The organism is Candidatus Culexmicrobium sp. (assembly GCF_058356305.1).
Genome location: NZ_JBTVBB010000054.1, coordinates 1 through 17,584 on the forward strand (window position 1 = coordinate 1; position 17,584 = coordinate 17,584).

The 17,584-nt window shown below is 34.0% G+C and carries 21 protein-coding genes; 9 read left to right on the top strand and 12 right to left on the bottom strand.

All coding sequences use genetic code 11. The annotated features are described in order from the left end of the window. Positions 1–265 precede the first annotated feature (265 nt). On the top strand, positions 266–856 hold the full coding sequence (locus ACW8TM_RS11840) for a hypothetical protein (RefSeq protein ID WP_491533510.1): 591 nt from the start codon (positions 266–268) through the stop codon (positions 854–856). On the opposite strand, the gene ACW8TM_RS11845 is transcribed toward ACW8TM_RS11840, so the two are convergent. The 4 genes from ACW8TM_RS11845 to ACW8TM_RS11860 form a co-directional block, all read right to left on the bottom strand. Continuing rightward, positions 843–1,130, bottom strand: coding sequence for an acylphosphatase (locus tag ACW8TM_RS11845; protein WP_491533511.1), 288 nt, complete (start codon positions 1,128–1,130; stop codon positions 843–845). The two genes, ACW8TM_RS11840 and ACW8TM_RS11845, sit on opposite strands and share 14 nt — an antisense overlap. Before the next feature lie 52 nt (positions 1,131–1,182). Further along, a complete protein-coding gene (locus ACW8TM_RS11850) occupies positions 1,183–1,797 on the bottom strand; it encodes a GNAT family N-acetyltransferase (RefSeq protein ID WP_491533512.1) in 615 nt (204 codons plus the stop codon). Positions 1,798–1,918: 121 nt separating this feature from the next. Beyond that, positions 1,919–2,239, bottom strand: coding sequence for a transcriptional regulator (locus tag ACW8TM_RS11855; protein WP_491533513.1), 321 nt, complete (start codon positions 2,237–2,239; stop codon positions 1,919–1,921). An 80-nt stretch (positions 2,240–2,319) separates the two neighbouring features. Continuing rightward, complete coding sequence (locus ACW8TM_RS11860; RefSeq protein ID WP_491533514.1) at positions 2,320–3,015, bottom strand: hypothetical protein; 696 nt, start codon at positions 3,013–3,015, stop codon at positions 2,320–2,322. Positions 3,016–3,066: 51 nt separating this feature from the next. On the opposite strand from ACW8TM_RS11860, the gene ACW8TM_RS11865 reads away from it, so the two are divergent. Next, positions 3,067–3,795, top strand: coding sequence for an ABC transporter ATP-binding protein (locus tag ACW8TM_RS11865; RefSeq protein WP_491533515.1), 729 nt, complete (start codon positions 3,067–3,069; stop codon positions 3,793–3,795). Continuing rightward, complete coding sequence (locus tag ACW8TM_RS11870; RefSeq protein ID WP_491533516.1) at positions 3,779–4,483, top strand: ABC transporter permease; 705 nt, start codon at positions 3,779–3,781, stop codon at positions 4,481–4,483. The genes ACW8TM_RS11865 and ACW8TM_RS11870 overlap by 17 nt, the downstream gene beginning before the upstream one ends. Positions 4,484–4,531: 48 nt before the next feature. Here ACW8TM_RS11870 and ACW8TM_RS11875 read toward each other — a convergent pair whose 3' ends face one another. Both ACW8TM_RS11875 and ACW8TM_RS11880 read right to left on the bottom strand, forming a co-directional pair. Beyond that, positions 4,532–4,852 carry a transcriptional regulator gene (locus tag ACW8TM_RS11875; RefSeq protein ID WP_491533517.1) on the bottom strand — a complete coding sequence of 107 codons (321 nt, stop codon included), beginning with the start codon at positions 4,850–4,852 and terminating at the stop codon, positions 4,532–4,534. Beyond that, positions 4,816–6,222: an Nre family DNA repair protein gene (locus ACW8TM_RS11880; RefSeq protein WP_491533518.1), complete on the bottom strand. Its 1,407-nt coding sequence runs from the start codon at positions 6,220–6,222 to the stop codon at positions 4,816–4,818. The genes ACW8TM_RS11875 and ACW8TM_RS11880 overlap by 37 nt, the downstream gene beginning before the upstream one ends. A gap of 74 nt (positions 6,223–6,296) precedes the next feature. Here ACW8TM_RS11880 and ACW8TM_RS11885 point away from each other — a divergent pair, with 74 nt between their 5' ends. The 5 genes from ACW8TM_RS11885 (at position 6,297) to ACW8TM_RS11905 (ending at position 10,451) form a co-directional block, all read left to right on the top strand. Beyond that, on the top strand, positions 6,297–7,112 hold the full coding sequence (locus tag ACW8TM_RS11885; RefSeq protein WP_491533519.1) for an SPL family radical SAM protein: 816 nt from the start codon (positions 6,297–6,299) through the stop codon (positions 7,110–7,112). A gap of 45 nt (positions 7,113–7,157) precedes the next feature. Then, positions 7,158–7,520 (top strand): hypothetical protein, encoded by a 363-nt coding sequence (locus tag ACW8TM_RS11890; protein ID WP_491533520.1) that lies wholly within the window; start codon positions 7,158–7,160, stop codon positions 7,518–7,520. A gap of 10 nt (positions 7,521–7,530) precedes the next feature. Then, a complete protein-coding gene (locus ACW8TM_RS11895) occupies positions 7,531–8,112 on the top strand; it encodes a hypothetical protein (protein ID WP_491533521.1) in 582 nt (193 codons plus the stop codon). Positions 8,113–8,436: 324 nt separating this feature from the next. Next, positions 8,437–10,233: a hypothetical protein gene (locus tag ACW8TM_RS11900; RefSeq protein WP_491533522.1), complete on the top strand. Its 1,797-nt coding sequence runs from the start codon at positions 8,437–8,439 to the stop codon at positions 10,231–10,233. A 59-nt stretch (positions 10,234–10,292) separates the two neighbouring features. After that, complete coding sequence (locus ACW8TM_RS11905) at positions 10,293–10,451, top strand: hypothetical protein (RefSeq protein WP_491533523.1); 159 nt, start codon at positions 10,293–10,295, stop codon at positions 10,449–10,451. Positions 10,452–10,530: 79 nt separating this feature from the next. Here ACW8TM_RS11905 and ACW8TM_RS11910 read toward each other — a convergent pair whose 3' ends face one another. From ACW8TM_RS11910 to iorA, 4 genes are all read right to left on the bottom strand, one after another. After that, positions 10,531–11,223: a 4Fe-4S binding protein gene (locus tag ACW8TM_RS11910; RefSeq protein WP_491533524.1), complete on the bottom strand. Its 693-nt coding sequence runs from the start codon at positions 11,221–11,223 to the stop codon at positions 10,531–10,533. Between the two features lie 120 nt (positions 11,224–11,343). Further along, entirely contained in the window at positions 11,344–11,898 is a 555-nt protein-coding gene (locus tag ACW8TM_RS11915; protein ID WP_491533530.1) for a cysteine hydrolase family protein, read from the bottom strand. A 13-nt stretch (positions 11,899–11,911) separates the two neighbouring features. Next, the gene (locus ACW8TM_RS11920; protein ID WP_491533525.1) at positions 11,912–12,532 is read right to left on the bottom strand and encodes an indolepyruvate oxidoreductase subunit beta; all 621 of its coding nucleotides are present in this window, start codon (positions 12,530–12,532) and stop codon (positions 11,912–11,914) included. Then, complete coding sequence (iorA, locus tag ACW8TM_RS11925) at positions 12,523–14,436, bottom strand: indolepyruvate ferredoxin oxidoreductase subunit alpha (protein ID WP_491533526.1); 1,914 nt, start codon at positions 14,434–14,436, stop codon at positions 12,523–12,525. The genes ACW8TM_RS11920 and iorA overlap by 10 nt, the downstream gene beginning before the upstream one ends. Positions 14,437–14,543: 107 nt before the next feature. Between iorA and ACW8TM_RS11930 the strand changes: the two genes are divergently transcribed. Then, positions 14,544–15,845 (top strand): TrpB-like pyridoxal phosphate-dependent enzyme, encoded by a 1,302-nt coding sequence (locus ACW8TM_RS11930; RefSeq protein ID WP_491533527.1) that lies wholly within the window; start codon positions 14,544–14,546, stop codon positions 15,843–15,845. 189 nt (positions 15,846–16,034) lie between these two features. Here the strand turns inward: ACW8TM_RS11930 and ACW8TM_RS11935 are convergent, their stop codons facing one another. Beyond that, positions 16,035–16,448 carry a hypothetical protein gene (locus ACW8TM_RS11935; RefSeq protein WP_491533528.1) on the bottom strand — a complete coding sequence of 138 codons (414 nt, stop codon included), beginning with the start codon at positions 16,446–16,448 and terminating at the stop codon, positions 16,035–16,037. Positions 16,449–16,501: 53 nt separating this feature from the next. Further along, on the bottom strand, positions 16,502–17,545 hold the full coding sequence (locus ACW8TM_RS11940; protein WP_491533529.1) for a radical SAM protein: 1,044 nt from the start codon (positions 17,543–17,545) through the stop codon (positions 16,502–16,504). Positions 17,546–17,584: the final 39 nt, after the last annotated feature.

Sequence of the window (17,584 nt, forward strand, 5' to 3'; positions counted from 1 at the left end):
TTTTTCTTTGATTAGGTATTCTATTGTTTCTCTGCATTGCTCAACAGTATTTGATTTCTTTATTTTTAGGAGAGCCAGTTCAAGGGCATCCTCAAATCCCCGCAGGTAATCCTCCCTCAAACCCCACCAGACAAAACAGCAAAACAATATTTAAGATCTAAATGTCAAGTAGGGGAGGGGGTGGGGAATCCTAATGTTGAAGTTAAATCATTATTTTTGTAAGGTTAAATTCAACTTAGCTTAAAGAATTTTTGGATGTGAAAGATTGCGGATTGAGGATCTTATTGGTAAAAGGACTCTTGTTGTGGGTGATGTGGGTAGAGGTAAGACTATTCTGACTTTAAGAATACTCTTTAAATTAACTGAAATTGGCTTATCTAAGGATGTGACCGTCTTAGACTTTGCTCCTAATAAAATCAGGATAGATAATGATGTCATTGGTGGAAAGCTAATCGAATTCGAGGCTCTTCCTCTTGGAATTAAATATTATACGGATAGAATTTATGCACCGAGATTGATGGGAAGGAGTTCATTTGAAGTTGTTACCTTTGCTGAATTGAATAGAAAGACTTGTGATAGATTGTTAAAAGAATATCTTGAGAATCCTTCACCAATTTTGATGATAAACGACATCACATTGTATTTTCAGATCGGAGATCTCGGCTTGCTTCCCAAAGTTTTAGAGAAGGCTGAAACTTTTATTGCTAATGGATATTTTGGTCAAAGATTAAGTGAGGATAAGGGTAGTGATGTAAGTTTGATTGAAAGAGAGAATTTACTTGAGTTAGTTAGAATGATGGACATTGTGATCGATTTGAATCTAGTGGGTTATAGTGAGGTTTTCAATAATACTTAATCCTGAAATTGCTAAACTCTCCCTCGTATTTCTCCCAGATTACTTGAAGGTCGGTTACATATGCTAGTGGAGGACCCCTTCTTGCCCATTTAATGACATTTAGTACAGCATCTTTGGGGCCCTCTAATATTGCCTCAACCCGTCCATCAGGTAAATTCATAACCCAGCCTTTAACACCGTACTTCATAGCTATTCTCCTCATGTTACTTCTGAAAAATACGCCTTGAACTCTACCAGAAATGTAGAGATGTGCTCTAACCATTTCACTTTTCATTTTAACCCTCCCATAAATCGTATGTCTTAATGCTTTAAATGACTATACCTACTCAACACTCTTCGAGTATTCTCTCAATTCTCCATCGGTCGGCGTTGTAGAGGGGGTGTGCTATGCAGAATTTTACTCCTTCTAGCATCTTCATTTTATTCCATCTTGGAGTTTTTGTTTTTCCGTTTTTTGGCAGCCACATTAAGTGGATTTTAAAACACTTGTTTGTGTGCTTGATTTTGTTTTTCACTTTTATTGAATCTATTGACTTAAATCCGAGTTTTTCCATCTGCCATTTCTTGAACCATGGGCTCCAATGATTTTCTAATGCTATGGTTGCAAATCCCTGTGTTTCTTTATAGTCTTCAATCATTTCTTTCATGAGTTTCCTACCGAGATTTTGTCCCTTGACTTTCCTTAAGACCCAAATACAGTTCATTACCACCATGTCCTCGCCGAAGATTGGATATCCGGAAGCATTTGTGGGTGCATATTCTATTTGTCCCACAGCTTTGTCGTTATATACTAGTAGCTTCTTTTTGAATCCTCTTGGAATTGCGTATTTTAGATATTCGTCTCTTCTTTTGTATTTTCTGAAGGGTATGGGTGATATACATTTATATAAGTAGGATTCATATTGGGGTTTCTTGGTTATTTCTGTGATTCTGAATTTCAATGCTCTTCTAATTCCCTTTTCACGTCTTATTGTATTAACATGGTTTATATTTATGTTATGTGGATCTGGTTCAAGTCTATTGTCATGTCTCTTTTCTTGATTTACCTTTACTTAGAAGGAGCTACGTCTGTTTTATCATGAATGTTGGTAGTTCAATTCTCTGGCTTTTGCATTTCGGGCATTTTGATGGTTTTTTAACTTTCTTTAGTTTTGTGAATATATATCCACACTTGACGCATCTTGGCGGTATCATTACTATTTCTTCTCCTCCTCTTGTTTTTGCTCTGAGACTTTTTGCTGCATGTATTATATGATTATATAGTTGATTTTTTATGGTTGGTTTTAACCCTAAAATTACGACTAGGTCATCTACGGTTAATGACCTGTTATTTTTCCTTAGTGCTTGTATTATTCTTTCTCTAATTGTTTCATATGTAGACATAGTCCAGTCTCCCTTCTCTACTGTTAGAAAAGTTCGCGGTGTACTTTAAAGTTAATGGTTGAAGTGCATAAAATGTTATTTTATGTCTCTTTTACTATTTCGATGTATGTCGTTTGTACCCAAGAAGGCTCATAAGCAGACCAGAAGTTACCAGTGCTTTCTTGTCCTCCAGTACCAACGAGATGTACATATGTTTCTACTCTGTTTATGACCTCAATTTTGTATGTTTTTGTATTTTGAAGATAAACATAAGACAGTTTTATCGTACAGTCTTCATCTAATCTCCTGCTAATTAGATCACTGGTATATAATATGTATACTGTTTTGCTGTCGACAATATTATTGGTTGACGTATCAATTATTTGTAATTTCGAATATATTATGATATGACGATCAAAAAAGCCGATACCAGTAACCCATTGAGTAATAGTTCCTCTCCACTTTATGAGGGTTGCGATAGTATAATAACCGCTATCAGGTGGATTAAAGTATACGCCATATTTACCCCAAGCTTCTGCTAATGCTTCCCCATAAGGAGTGGCTGCCACACAGGAAGCATAAAGTTCATGTTTTCCTTCACTTATATGAGCAGTTGAATAATGATTACTTTCTGCAATTCCCACAGACCATCCATTATGATTGTTGTTTTCATAATCATATGGTGGGTAGAATTTTGTAGCAATAGCTATTGTAGGTATTGTGCTCAGTAGGATTAGTAGTATTGTTAGTGTCTTTATCATTTTTCTTTTTAAATTTAAATAATATTTTATTGACATAAAGCAAACCTCCCAATATATATATAACTTTATTTTATAAATTTTATGGACATGACTTGTAATACTATAATTCGTGTGGAAAATTTAGCTAAGAAATTTGGTGGATTTGTTGTTCTGAGTAATGTTAATTTAAGGGTTTTGGATGGAGAGGTTTTCGGTGTACTTGGCCCTAATGGTGCTGGTAAGTCTACTTTAATTAAACTTATTCTAGGTTTGCTTAGACCTTCTTCTGGATTTGTTAGGCTCTTTAGATTGAATATGAATGTTGAGTCTGAGAGGATTAAAGCTTTACGTATGGTTGGATATGTTCCTGACGATCCTTATTTCCCAGTGCAGTTTAATGCATTTGATATTTTGTGCTTTTATGGTAGGCTTTTTTGTTTGGATGGTGTTAAGCTTAAGGATAGGGTTTTAGAGGTTTTGAGTTTTGTGGGTTTGAGGGATAGGATGTTTGATAGGATTGGGCATTATAGTAGGGGTATGATCAAGCGTTTAGGTTTAGCTCAAGCTTTGATTAATAGGCCTAGGCTTTTGGTTATGGATGAGCCTACAAGTGGTTTGAGTCCTGAAATTATCCCAGTGCTTAGAAGTTACATTAAGAGAATTGTTAGTAGTGGAGTTACTGTCTTTTTGTCAACTAATGATGTTAATGAGGCTGAAGAACTGTGTTCTAGGGTTGGAGTCATACATAATGGAAGAATTGTGGGTGAGTGGAAGAGTAATGGTTCAATTGGCTTAAGAGAATTTTATTTGGGGGTTATTGGTGTTGAGGGTTGTTAAAGCTGTTTTCCTATATGAATTTTTTAGGCTTCTCAAAAGTATTCGTTTTTATGTTTTGCTATTCTTCTCTCTTTTTGGTTCATTAGTAGGTATTTACATGCATAGTAAAGCTGGTTCTTTTGATGGAGCTTATGTTTTAAGGAATATCTATTTCGGTTTTCCGTTAATTATTGTTGCTTTATCTATTGATGTTTTTTCATTTGAATTTGAAAGTAGGCATGCACGATTAATTTTTTCTAAGCCTATTAGTAGAATGGCATTTATTATTGGAAAAATTCTTGCATTGATTATTTTATTTATATTTTATCTAGCTCTATCTTCATTTCTAATGATATTCTATTCTTATGTAATTGTCTATGCACCGCAAGACTTGTTAGATTTTTCTTTAAGTTTTATTAGTATTGTTTGGGCTTCACTTATACCCTTATCTATAACCATGTTAATCAATGTATTATTGTTGAGGACTCTTGGAACCTTCATCTTATACCTGATTTTGTGGTATATCCTGGGCTTCTTACCCGTATTCATTATTCATCTATCTAACCCATTATACTACTATTTGCCGAATGTATCATATCAGCAGATTATTTTTGGTAAGAGTTCTACTACTATTTTTATGCCCATACTATACATGTTCATCGCTGTTTTGCTTTCTAAATATCGGATGAACCGTATGGATGTGCTTTAAAAGTTGTCATCATGGTTATACTATTATCGTATTATTTTAGAAATCTTGTTATACTTGTTTTATCATGAATGTTGGTGGTTCGATTCTTTCGCTTTTACATTTTGGGCATTTTGATGGTTTCTTTAGCTTCTTTAGTTTTTTGAATATATATCCACACTTGATGCATCTTGGCGGTATCATTACTATCTCTTGTCTTCCTCCAGTTTTTGCTCGTAGGCTTCTTGCTATATGTTTGATGTGGCTGTAGATTTGATTTTTTACTCTTGGATCTAAATTTAAAATTAAAACTATGTCATCTACAGTTAATGGTCTTCTACTTTTCCTTAATAGTTTTAATATTCTTTCTCTAGTTGTTTCATATGTATGCATAGTTCAGTCTTTCCTTCTTCTTTTTTAATATATTCTGTGATTCTTCTTTGATATAATGCTCTTCTTAGTAGTTCACTTGCTTCTATCCAGTAGTCTATTTTTATTTTTAATTTTTTAGAGATGCAGCTTAACGTTTCTTTTAGGTTATCAAATTTTACTGGTTTGGATCTTAATGCGTTTCTTACGTTTTCTCTAACCTGCCATACTCCTAATGGGAGTATGTAGTCTGGGTATGCTTCTCTTAGAATTATGACTGCTGCTTGTCTTCTTTCTGTAGCTAGGTGTTCTGTTACTGCTAGTCTGGCTGCATAGTAGCAGCCTCCTATTTTGGCATATGTTGTTCTTCCCATGTATCCTTCCCAGTCTCCTCCCATCATTATGTGCTGGGTTGTTGGGTTCCATGCTGATCCTGGATACCATGCTTCTATCGATTCATAACTCCATGCTTCAGGGAGCATTAATACTATGAATTTATTGCCTATTTCATTTGACTCGTAGACTCGATATTCATCTATTATTGGATTTCTTTTTATTATCTCGTCTCTAAGTCGTCTTGAAATTATGCTGTCTATAGCAGTTATACTCCATCTTGTTGGGACTAGTCTTCTTAAGTTTCTTAACCCAAATGCTCCAATGCTGAATGCTCTTTGAATTCTTGATACTGGAACTTTTTTCTGGTATAATTCAAGTATTGCTTCACTAGCTTTTAAATCATAATCATAGTATGCTTTCTCAAGATTTCTATCTACACTTGGATTTGAGATATCTAGTTTGATGAGAGGTGCTGATGGTCCCATAGGTTGAACTTCATCGTCGAGTACTATTGTTCTTCCAGGTTTTCTTTTGAATTGAACTTCTGTTTCAACTGGCCTAGCGGCTAAGGCTAATTCGAGTGTTAAACTAAATTTCTTTCCAGCTTTTTGAGGCTTTTTAACATTGACTAGATATTTTCCTCTGATTAGCTTTAATCTAAATTCAATTATTTGGTCAATATTCATTCCTAGCCATTGTTCGGGATAATCATAAATGAAGGTGTCTCCTATAAAGGGTGGAGTCAATGGGCCAGCATATACTAGTGGATAGCCAAATCTGCCGACGAATATTGCTGGTGGAGATGATCCCTCTATAGCTTTTCTGTCGATTAATGGTTTAACTTTTAGATAAGAATAGAGTTTGACTATTACTGGACACCTTGACTTTCCACATAGTTTTTTAGTTCCTCGGCAATAAATGCAGATTGTTTTTCTAGGTATTTTTACTTTAATATCTTCAGCAGGTATGTTTAGTTCTAGGGCGTCCTTTGCATTTTCTATTATATGTTCAATCCATGGAATTTTCTTCTTAATTTTCTTTACAAATTTCTTTTTCATTTTTCATCTATTTTATTATATTGGGGGGATAAATCTATTATGTAGTATTATGAAATATGGATATTGTGGTTTGTTTGCAGGTTAGAGAGGTTTTTGTGAAATCTGTTCTGAGTAAAAGTGGCATTTATGGTATTGACTATTCTATTAATCCTTATTTTGGATGTATGCATGGTTGCGTCTATTGCTATGCTAGATATATGTTAAAGCGTTTTCCAGCTGGATTAAATTGGGGTGAATTTGTTCATGTAAAGGTTAATGCTCCTAGAATATTGATTAAAGATTTGAGGAGTGCTAGATTTGGCAGAGTTTTATTGAGTAGTGTTACTGACCCTTATCAGCCAGTTGAATCCAAATATAAATTGACTAGAAAAATACTTAGAGTACTTGCATCAAAAAATTTTCCAGTAACTATTTTAACTAAGTCGAATCTTGTGGTTAGAGATGTTGATTTACTAAAACTGTTTAAGGATATTGAGATTGGATTGACAATAAATACTGTACGTGAGGATGTAAGACTAATTTTTGAGCCACGGGCTTCAGGGATTCAGGAGAGGTTAGATGCATTGAGGAAATTGAAAGAGTATGGCTTTACAACCTTTGCCTTTCTAGGTCCCTTAATACCCATTATTTGTGAAAGTGAACTTGAATTATTAATTAAGGAGTTAAAGAGGGTGAATGTAGATTATCTTATAGTTGATAAACTTAACATTAAGGCTGGAAATTGGCCTTACATTAAGAATGCCATTCTAACCTATTCCTCACATCTGCTGCCAGTAATAGAGAGAATTTTATTCAATAAAATAGAGTACATGCAATATTACTTAGAATTAAAGTCTAAGCTTTCATCTTTAGCTTTAAGTAATAATATTAGCGTTGAATTCTGCTATTAATTAAGTTAATATTTAACCTAGCTATATTCTTTTTAGGTGGATTATATGTGGAAAAAACGCCCTATCCTGTTTCCAAAGATTGAGGTTGATAATACAATATACTATGTGGTTTCTTCTAAGGATATCGATAATGTTGATGGGTTGAATGTTAAATTTGAAGGAATTGTTGATGATAAACCAGTTTTAACATATTATGTTACTGGTTGGCCTTGGTCAATTTCTAGTAGGCTGATTGAAGAAGATCATGGTCATAGGACATTTTTAAGGGTTTCAGGTGTTAGGGTTGTCTTTCGAGGTGTGGCATTTATAGTCAAGGGAGAGAAAATTACTGTTTATGGTAAAGTTAAGGGTAATATTGTTCAGGCAGATGTTATTGAGACTTCAAATACTATATTTAAGTCAAAGTGAGTTGATTTTTTTGATTTTTCTCTTAGCAAGACTTGTTTCGGCATTGTTATGTTATCCTGTTATTGCTTTAATTGAAATTCTGTTTTTATGTTACGTTTATGGTGTTGAGATTCGTATGGTATTGCTTGGAATATTTTTGCATGTTCTTGGCCCAATAATTGCACCAATATTATATGGAAGTTTTATTGTTAAAGGGGATTTTTTCGTTTCTAATAGGGAGCATAGACCCCTGCTTTTTATTCCAGGAATCATTTTTTATTTTTGTTCTGCTATCATTTTTAAGTTTTTAAATTTCAATGTTATGTTCATTCTTGAGTTAGTATCTATGGTTTCATGTGTAGCATTAATGCTTCTGTCTTTTTATTGGAAGGTTAGTGTTCATATTGCTACAATCACAATTTTTTTAACCTTCTTTCATATGATTGGTTTTACTATTTTTCTGCTTTTTTCTCCATTAATACTACTTGTCGGATGGGCTAGGGTTAAAATCGGAGCACATTCATTTTATGAAGTTTTTGCTGGATTTATTGTAGGATTAACTTCTACTCTTCTAACTATTTCCGGGTTAAAGTTTATTGGATATATTTGCTAGACTCATTCTGTTTAAATGACACCTAATTACTTTTCTAGTTTTTCACAATGATTGTATTTAGCTTTGTTTGTTACGAGTATTGGGTATACTTGTTGATGCTAAATGTGTTTTTGCATTTTTATTTTTGCTCATTTCTTGTTCACTTTAAATGTTAAAAATCTATTTGTGTGAACAAATTTTTAAGCATTGGTTTAGTTATGTTGCTAGTTGATGGTGTATTGAGGTGTGTTGGTGGATGAATATTCATAATATATATAGGAATTTATGTATGTATAGAAATTTTTATATATCAAGAATAATATATACTTCCTCAAGGTGACTAATTTGAACACTAACCTTCCTGTTCAAAAGAAAGCTTTTACTATTAGGGCTGCTTTACTTGGAATTATATTGGTAACATTATATGTTTGTATAAATGGATATTTGGGAATTAATTTTGGTTGGGGTTTTGGCTTTGGAACTATTTCGATAATTTTGGGTTATGCTTTATTTCATAAATTGTTTGGTGGCTCTTCTAAAGGTGAAATTTCAGCATTACTTATAATTAGTTCTTCGATGATGAGTGTTCATTTTATCATTGGATTTCTACTCTATTTGATTGAAAATGATCCCACTGTATCGTTACCATCCTGGCTTGCTCCACCAAGGGAAATTATTTTGAGTAAGAGTTTAAATTGGGAGTTTTGGATTCTTCCAATTTCCTTTATAATCCTAACTCAACTTGCCTCTACATTTTTAGGTTTAATTTTTGCATTAATTTTAAGTGAGGAATTTATAAAGAGTAAGCGTATGGTTTTTCCTTATACTGCTGTTTCTGCTTCTCTAGTTGACTCTTGTTTTAATGGAGGAGGTGCAACTAAACTTGTTGCTTGGTCTGCAATTTTAGGTTTAATTGTTACTTTCCTTCAATATTTGGCCCTAATTTTTGGATTTGATCTTACTACAATTGATTTTACATCTTTTCTTCCTGAGGGCTTTGTATTTGCTGTTGCCTTAAGTCTAGGTTTTATAGCGATTGGATATATCATGAGTTCTAAGGTTTCTTTAAGTGTGTTTATATCAGGACTAGCTACATATCTTATCGTTTCTCCTATACTAGTTAATTTGGGGATTGTAGAGTATTCTAGAAATGCAATGCAATTTTATAATAATCTAATATTTAATTTTACAATTTCTCCCGCTTTGGGGATGGTTATTCTGGGTGGTTTTGGTTTGTCAGCTATATTTTTATTGAAGAGTAAGTTTGGTAGAAGGAAGGTTGAAGCTGAAGATGAGACTTTAGGTTATGCTTATTTATTTAAAGTGCTTTGGAGGGAGCTGATGAATAAAAAGTTACTTTTGTTTGTAACTTTATTTATTGGAGTTATTCTCCATATTGTTGCATATTTCTTTAATCCTTTAGCTCCTCTTCCTCCTCTTCTTTCTCTTATATTTACTGCTTATGCATTTTTTATTGGAAGCTTTATTGAGCTTGTAATTTTAACGAAAATGAGTGGAGAAACGGGTATGACTATGGGTACAACCACTATTTTTCTTTATGACCTACCAATATTTAGTACTGGTTATAGAGGGTATGCCGCATACTGGGTTTTCCCAATGCTTAGACCTTCACCTTGGGTTACGCCTGGTGTAGCTTGCTATATTAAGTATAGGGATCAGTTTGAAATTGATGTTAAGGATATTGTTAAGTCCAAAATTACTGGTTGGCTCCCTTCAATTTTTGTTAGTATAATTTTCACTATTATTCTTTGGAAATATGTTGGTTTTGGTACTCCAATGATGCCTGCCATAAGTTTGCTTCAATCGAAAATGTATTATCAAATGTTGGCTACGGGTAATATTGCTGGAACTGTTGATCCTATTTTGTTTATTGCGGGTGGTATTCTTGGTGCACTATTAGAGCTTCTCACCCCTGCTTCTATGATTGGCATTGCTATGGGTATGTTTCTACCTCCACATTATATTGTACCCTTTGGAGTTGGCGGATTAATACGTCTTTATACTGATAGGAAATTTGGTTCTAAATATTATGATGAGCGTGGCAGGCTTATTGCAGCTGGAATAATGACAAGTTCGATTATAGTGCAAGTAGTTATGGCGATAATAAAGTCCATGTTATAGTTAAGGGCAAAATATTTAAGGGATAAATTACCATTGTTGGCTGAATTGGAGGATGAAAGATGTCGAAGAAGTCTAAGTCTAAATCTAAATGTAATCATGAATGGATTAGAAGACCAAAATATGTAACCGACCGAAAAGGTAGGATAATAAAGCTTGAATACTACTGGGAATGCAAAAAGTGTGGCATTAAAACTGAAAAGTCCCCCTGGAAAAAGTAAGTAATATTTCGTTACGCTTAGAGATTTTAACTTTTAAATTAGCTGAAGAGCGATATAAACATTAAATCTAGTTATCCTGTCAAGAAGATTGCTTAGCCTCCCCAATAGGACAAGTAGTCATGCATTCATAGCATATACTTCCTTTACTCCATGTCTTATCTATCCATTCTCCACACTTCTTGATATCAAGTACATCTTCAATTCTCTTAGGATAGTCTTCAAATTTGCTTTCTTTCAATGCTTTTACTGGACATGCTATTACACATTTATTACATTTGAAACATTTATTTTTCATAGGTTTGTTAGCTTTTAATGGCATGTCTGTTAGTATTGTTACTAGTGATACTCTAGGTCCAAATGTAGGTGTTATTAGAAGTAGGTTTTTACCAATCCATCCTAGCCCTGCAATTCTAGCTACTGCCTTATGTGATATTTCTCCATACCAATATAATGGTCCTTTATCTTGAACTCTTTTATCTGGTAAGATAATTTTTGCATTATATCCTCTTAACTTAATGTGTTTCTCTATTTTTATTGCAATGTCTTCTAATAGAGCAAATGCTTTGTCTTCTGTGGTGTTGTCATATTTCTCCTTAACAAACTTGTCAAGATTAACTGCTATTGATATTGCATAATTGAACTTGTCTAGCAATTTTGATGGATAGGTGAATATTCCATGTAGATATTTTAAGTTTGCTATTCCAACTAAATCTGCACCATACTTTATAGCTAAAGTTTTAATTTTCTCTGTTGATTCATCCTTTTTCTTCATATCTATCTATCTAGTTGTAAATTTGTTTTTTAATTTTACCGCTTAAGAATACTATGTTAATTTTATTGATTAGGTTGAAATAAAACTGGATATTTATGGGAAAATATCACTTTGTTTAGACTATTTTCTCCATTTTCCAATTATCTTGTCTGAAGTTGTTATTTCTGCTCCATAGATTTCTTTTTCATATTTTAGTCCCCATTGATGTTCTTCCTCTGTAAATGTAGTTACACAGTCTTCAGGTATGACTATTTTATATCCTCTATAGAATGCATCTGCTGCCGTATGTTTGACACATATGTTGGTGTGTAGCCCTGTTAGTATTACTGTGTCTACGTTTAATTCTCTTAATAACATGTCTAGTCCAGTTTCATAGAATGCACTGTAACGTCTTTTCTCAATTATAAAGTCTCCTTTTTGTGGTTTCAGTTCATCTATTACTTCTGCTCCTTCTGTTCCCTTTATGGCATGGGGTCCCCATTTTTTAAATTCAAGATCTACTTGAGGTAGATGTGCATCATTAGCATAAATCACAGGTACACCTTTCTTTCTAGCCTCTTCCAATAATTTTTTAATGTTTGGAATTATGTTTAATGCTCTTTCACATTTTAGTGCTCCATGGACGAAGTCTTTTAACATGTCTATTACTATAATCGCTTCTTTCAAGTTAATCACCATTAAAATTTCTTTAGTTTTTCAATTTAAATTGTTTTGTAGCTTCATATCCTAGCTCTAGCGCTTTGATGTTTTTTCCTACTATATTTTTGGGAAAGATTTCCTTTATTGTTTCTTTAATATCTAGTATTGTTATATATTTTTCAAGAATTTCCGTTGCCATTAGTGCTCCGATCATAACCATGTTTTCAGCAATTGGTATACCTGCCTCTTGGGCTTTTTTAAGTGCATCTATTTTAATTAGCTTAACCCCTGTTTTCTCTATGATTTCTAGTATTTCTTCTTTTTCTGGCAGTTCTACTTTTGGAATTGATGGTCTAATTATTCTCAAATTTGCAATTATAACTGATTTGTTGTTTGCATATCTTAAATTTCTAAGTGTTTCTATTAGTTCTAATCCTAATATTACATTTGCTCCACCAAGGGGTATTAATGGTGATTCTGGTTTTCCAATTCTTATATGAACTACTACTTGTCCTCCTCTCTGAGCCATGCCATGTATTTCTGATATGAACACCTCAATTTTTTTCTTAACTGCAGTTTTACCAATTATTCTTGCTAGAGTTATTAATCCCTGACCACCTACGCCACATGTAACTATATTAATTGTTTCATCTTCCAAGTTTAAAACCAAATTTCATCCCACCTTCCACTTCCTTTTTCAATTAATTCTATGGCATTAAATGGACATAGTTGACTACAAACACTACATCCAATGCATAGTTCCCTGCTTATAACAGCTTTTCCATCTGGTTGAGGTGATATGGCTGGGCACCCGAATAGATTATAGCATATTCTGCAGGCTTTACATTTATCTGTGTTGACTTGATATTTTGGGCTTTCAAATCCTTTTCTTCTAGCTATTATTGATATTAAAAGTGCACATACCCTTCTAACTATTATTACAGCTACCCTTTTTTTGTGAATTACGTATTGTATGGCCTTTTCAAGTTTTCCTATACTTTCGTTTAATTTATATGGATCTACAACTTCTACATATTCAATGCCTATTCCTCTGACTATTTTTTCAGGAGATATGATTACTGTTTTATTTCCAGTTGCTTTAATTCCGGTTCCAGGGTGTGGTTGGTGGCCTGTCATGGCTGTTGTTCTATTGTCTAAAATTAAAGCTAGTATTGGTGCTTCGTTATAGATTGAGTTTATTAGTCCTGGTATACATGCATGGAAAAATGTTGAGTCGCCCATTATAGCTATGGGTAATTGATTTGTTGTGTGAGCCAGTCCATTTGCTAATCCTATGCTTCCTCCCATTTCCACTAGGAAGTCTTGTGTTTCAAAGGGTGGTAGTGCCCCTAGACTGTAACATCCAATATCACCGCAGTAGATTGTTTTCACCTTTGTTTTTGAAACTGCTTTCTTTAATTCAAAGAATAGGGCTCTATGTGGGCATCCTGGGCATAGTGTTGGTGGCCTTTTCGGTATTTTAATTTCACTTTTTATCTCTAGTGGTTTCCAAGGTATATTGAGATGCTTAATGTCCATGAACTTTAAAATTGCTCTTGTAACATTGTCTATAGTTAATTCCCCATAGCTTGGAACATATTTTTTCCCATAAACTTCAATGTTCAAGTTTTTTTCAAGTATTAGTCTTTTAATTTCTTTCTCAATTATAGGTTCAACTTCTTCAACAACTAATATTCTTTCAATGTTTTCTAATGCCTTCAATGTTAATTTTTCTGGGATGGGGATGGAGGTTGTAAGTTTTAATATGTTTACTCGGCTGCTTAGTTTTAATGATTTTAAAGCATCTTTTACGTATCCATAAGCCATTCCAGAAGTTACTATGAGGTTTTTAGCTCCATAATCCTCGATTTTATTGAAGGGGATATTGTTTACTTCTTCTTTTATTTTGACCCATTTCTCTAGAAGTTTTATCCTTAGTTTCCTTGCATTTAAAGGTATTAATGAAAATCTAGGTATGTCTTTCTTGAATTCTCCTTTTGTTTTAATTTTTGGTATTTCACCTAATGTTACTGGCCCTCTAGAATGGCTTAGTCTTGTGGTTGACCTGAAAATTACTGGATGTTCGTGTTTCTCACTGAAGTCAAATGCAAATTTAACTACTTCTTTAGCTTCAGCTGGTGTGTATGCTTCGAAAACTGGTATGAAGGCGTGTAACCCATAATATCTATTATCTTGTTCGTTTTGGCTACTCCACATGTTTGGGTCATCAGCACTAACTATTACGAAGCCTGCTCTAACTCCCGTATAGGCACTACTCATCAATGGGTCTGCAGCTACATTTAATCCTACATGTTTCATAGCTACTAATGATCTGACTTCTGATAATGCTGCTCCATAAGCTGCTTCGAAGGCTACCTTTTCATTAATGCTCCATTCCACATGTATTCCAAGTCTATTTGCAATTTTGCCTAGAGTTTCGATTATTTCTGTTGAGGGTGTACCTGGATAGGCTGATGCAAATCCAATTCCAGCCTCTATTGCACCTCTCGCAATTGCTTCATTTCCAAGGAGAAGTACAAGTGAATTTGGAGGTGCCAGCACCTCATATGACAATAATTTTTCACCTCAATGTCAAATTGATTATAACTTATTAAATGCTATGGCTAGTTTGATAGCTAATGTTTTTAACTGAACTAATCTATATTCTCTTGGTGGTTATCTTGAAAATAAATCGATTTGATCTATTTCCAGACGATTTGCCTAAATATTGGTATAATATAATTCCAGACCTACCTGAACCTCTGCCCCCACCTAAAGAGCCCGAAACTGGGCCTTCAAGAATAGAGTTTTTAAAGCACGTCTTAGTTAAGGAGTGTTTTAAACAGGAAATGTCTAATGAGCGTTGGATCCCTATCCCTGAAGAATTAAGAGAACTTTATATTCAGGCTGGAAGACCTAGACCATTATATAGAGCTTTAAGACTTGAAAGGAAATTGAAGTTAGAGAAGGTTAGAATTTATTATAAACGTGAAGATTTATCGCCCACTGGGTCACATAAGGTTAACACCGCACTTGCGCAAGCATATTTTGCAGCTAAGGAGGGTAAAGAGGTCTTAGTTACAGAGACAGGTGCCGGGCAATGGGGTACAGCTTTGTCTTATGGAGCACGACTTATGGACTTGGAATGTATAGTTTTCTGGGTTAGGTCAGTCTATGATTGGAAGATTGATAGAAGAACATTTATGTATCTCTATGGCTCAACTGTTTATGCATCTCCAAGTAATATCACTAGAATTGGAAGGGAAATCTTAAGTAAGAATCCAGATCATCCAGGTTCATTGGGTATTGCAATTTCTGAGGGGCTTGAATATGCTTCTGAGCATGAAGGTGCAGTCTACTGTTTAGGATCAGTTCTTAACCATGTTTTAATGCATCAAACAATTATTGGATTAGAAGCTATGAAGCAGTTTGAATTAGCTGATGACAAGCCGGACTTGATAATTGCATGTCTAGGTGGAGGCTCAAATTTTGGCGGTATTTCACTTCCATTCATAGGTGAAGTGTTAAAGGGGAAACTTGAATGTAGATTCTTAGCTGTACAGTCGGAAGCTGCTCCGAATCTGATAAAGGGTGAATATAGATATGATTATGGTGACGTGGCAGAATATTCACCACTACTTAAAATGTATACTTTAGGACATAAAGTTGAAATGAAACCAATTAAAGCAGATGGCCTACGTTATCATGCTGCTGCACCGATAATAAGCTTACTTAGACATCATGGACTAATAGATGCAATTGCATATCCAATAGATGAAAAAGCAGTTTTTGAAGCGGCAAAGTTATTTGTTGAAAGTGAGGGATGGATCCCTGCGCCAGAATCAAGCTATGCTATAAGAGCTGCAATAGACAAGGCACTCCAATATGAAAGGAAAGGTGAAGAGAAGGTAATATGTATTAATATAAGTGGTCATGGCTTTCTAGATCTTCCAGCATATAGAGAGGTACTATCTTTACCTTAACTTTCTATTTAGTGTTTCTTGCTTAAATTACATTGTATGTTCTTTGATTTTTGTGTTTTGTGTTTCTCAATGGATGTTATTAGAAATGTCTTATGAAGGTATTTAAAGGAATGTTGTTTTAGCTTTCTTATTTTATAATGGCTCTGAATTCTCAAATGATAAGTAGGAGGTTTATTCTTTTGATTTTTATTATAATATTTGTTTGATTATTGCTATTAATTCTATTAATCCAATAATAGATGCTAATAAACTTATAATTGCATATCTTGCTAGATGTGCTTTAATTATTGGAATGTTTCTTTCCGCATATTCTATGCCCTTTATTGCTATTAACCAGGATTTATATTCTGATATGATGTTTTTTATGAATTGTAGTTTATATGTGAGCCATAGGCTGCCTATAAGCCCGTATAAAATTAGGATTATTATTGCTATTTCACTTTGATTAATTGAGTATAGTATTGCTGAGAATACCAGGATTGATGCTGTTAGTATTGAGAATGTTGATAGTTGTCTTAAAATTGTTGATAATGTTATGTGGTATCCTCTTTGTTTGGAAAATGTATTGAAAAGCTCCTCTAATTCCCTTATATTTGAAATCATATACTTCACAGCAAGTATAGTTTATCATTCTGAGTAACTTAATTTTTCTTATGCTAACCTATAGCTTCTAATCCTACGAGACTTACTAGTAGTTTTAAATCGTTTTCATTCTCCGTAAAAACTGAAATATTTCCAATCTTAACATTTTTTAAGCCTACTTCCTTTACCTTGAAGTATGTTTTAATCATTTCCATTAGTTTTGGTTTTCTAACTTTCATTAGCTTATATTGGGGGAAGAAGGCTAATATGGTGAATGGTATTTTTGGGTCGATGGATGCTATTAGTTCAGCTATTTTTACTATTTGATCTTCTTCCACCCAGTTTGGAATGTATAATGTTAGGACTTCAAGAATGAAGCCCATATCTACTGCCAGTTCTGGCACTTTTAATATCCACTTATTGGTTGTTCCACATAGCTTCCTATATATTTCTTCATCATATGCTTTGATGTCAAGCCAAAATGAGTCAACTCCTCCACTAGCAAGTATCTCTAAATTGTGTTTAGTCAATCCATAGCCATTTGTTTCGAGTAGAACCCACATTTTCTTGCATTGATCCTTAATTTTTTCAGCCGCTTGAGCGTAAAATTTTGCGCAACATGCTATGTCTCCCCCAGTGAAGGACACGATGTTCCTAGCAGGGCCCCATCCTTGAATGCTAAATACTATTTTATCTATATCCAGCTTATTTGGACAGAATGAACTTTTCTTACCATAAATTACACATGAGCCACAATGTCTGCATAGGTCGGTTGCATGCCACATAGTTGCTCTTTCACGTGGCTCCCATACAGTGACCATTTCCTCATATTCAGCTGCCTCTAAAGCTATTTCTTCAGTCGACATCCATTTTCCACTATAATATTGCGTGAATCTCCATGAATGACATTTAAGGCATCTATGATTACATCCACTCTGATATATAGATAAATAATCTTCAGGTCTTGAAAGCTGGATTGCTTCTATTAATCTGTAATAAATTTCATTTTCCTTCTTCAAAGTTGCTTCACAAGCTCTTTTGATACTTTTATTGGGCATTATGATGTTGCAGGCTCCTAGTGGATATCCCTGTTGGATTATCCTACATTTTAAACCCATGTTTTCATCTCACATTTACTTGAATGTTTAATAAGTAAC

Bases quoted from the DNA above. Each gene is read 5' to 3' on its own strand.
- ACW8TM_RS11890 (WP_491533520.1), top strand. From the start codon at position 7,158: ATGTGGAAAAAACGCCCTATCCTGTTTCCAAAGATTGAGGTTGATAAT.
- ACW8TM_RS11935 (WP_491533528.1), bottom strand. From the start codon at position 16,448: ATGATTTCAAATATAAGGGAATTAGAGGAGCTTTTCAATACATTTTCC.
- ACW8TM_RS11860 (WP_491533514.1), bottom strand. From the start codon at position 3,015: ATGTCAATAAAATATTATTTAAATTTAAAAAGAAAAATGATAAAGACA.
- ACW8TM_RS11910 (WP_491533524.1), bottom strand. From the start codon at position 11,223: ATGAAGAAAAAGGATGAATCAACAGAGAAAATTAAAACTTTAGCTATA.
- ACW8TM_RS11855 (WP_491533513.1), bottom strand. From the start codon at position 2,239: ATGTCTACATATGAAACAATTAGAGAAAGAATAATACAAGCACTAAGG.
- ACW8TM_RS11875 (WP_491533517.1), bottom strand. From the start codon at position 4,852: ATGCATACATATGAAACAACTAGAGAAAGAATATTAAAACTATTAAGG.
- ACW8TM_RS11865 (WP_491533515.1), top strand. From the start codon at position 3,067: ATGACTTGTAATACTATAATTCGTGTGGAAAATTTAGCTAAGAAATTT.
- ACW8TM_RS11940 (WP_491533529.1), bottom strand. From the start codon at position 17,545: ATGGGTTTAAAATGTAGGATAATCCAACAGGGATATCCACTAGGAGCC.
- ACW8TM_RS11845 (WP_491533511.1), bottom strand. From the start codon at position 1,130: ATGAAAAGTGAAATGGTTAGAGCACATCTCTACATTTCTGGTAGAGTT.
- ACW8TM_RS11880 (WP_491533518.1), bottom strand. From the start codon at position 6,222: ATGAAAAAGAAATTTGTAAAGAAAATTAAGAAGAAAATTCCATGGATT.
- ACW8TM_RS11905 (WP_491533523.1), top strand. From the start codon at position 10,293: ATGTCGAAGAAGTCTAAGTCTAAATCTAAATGTAATCATGAATGGATT.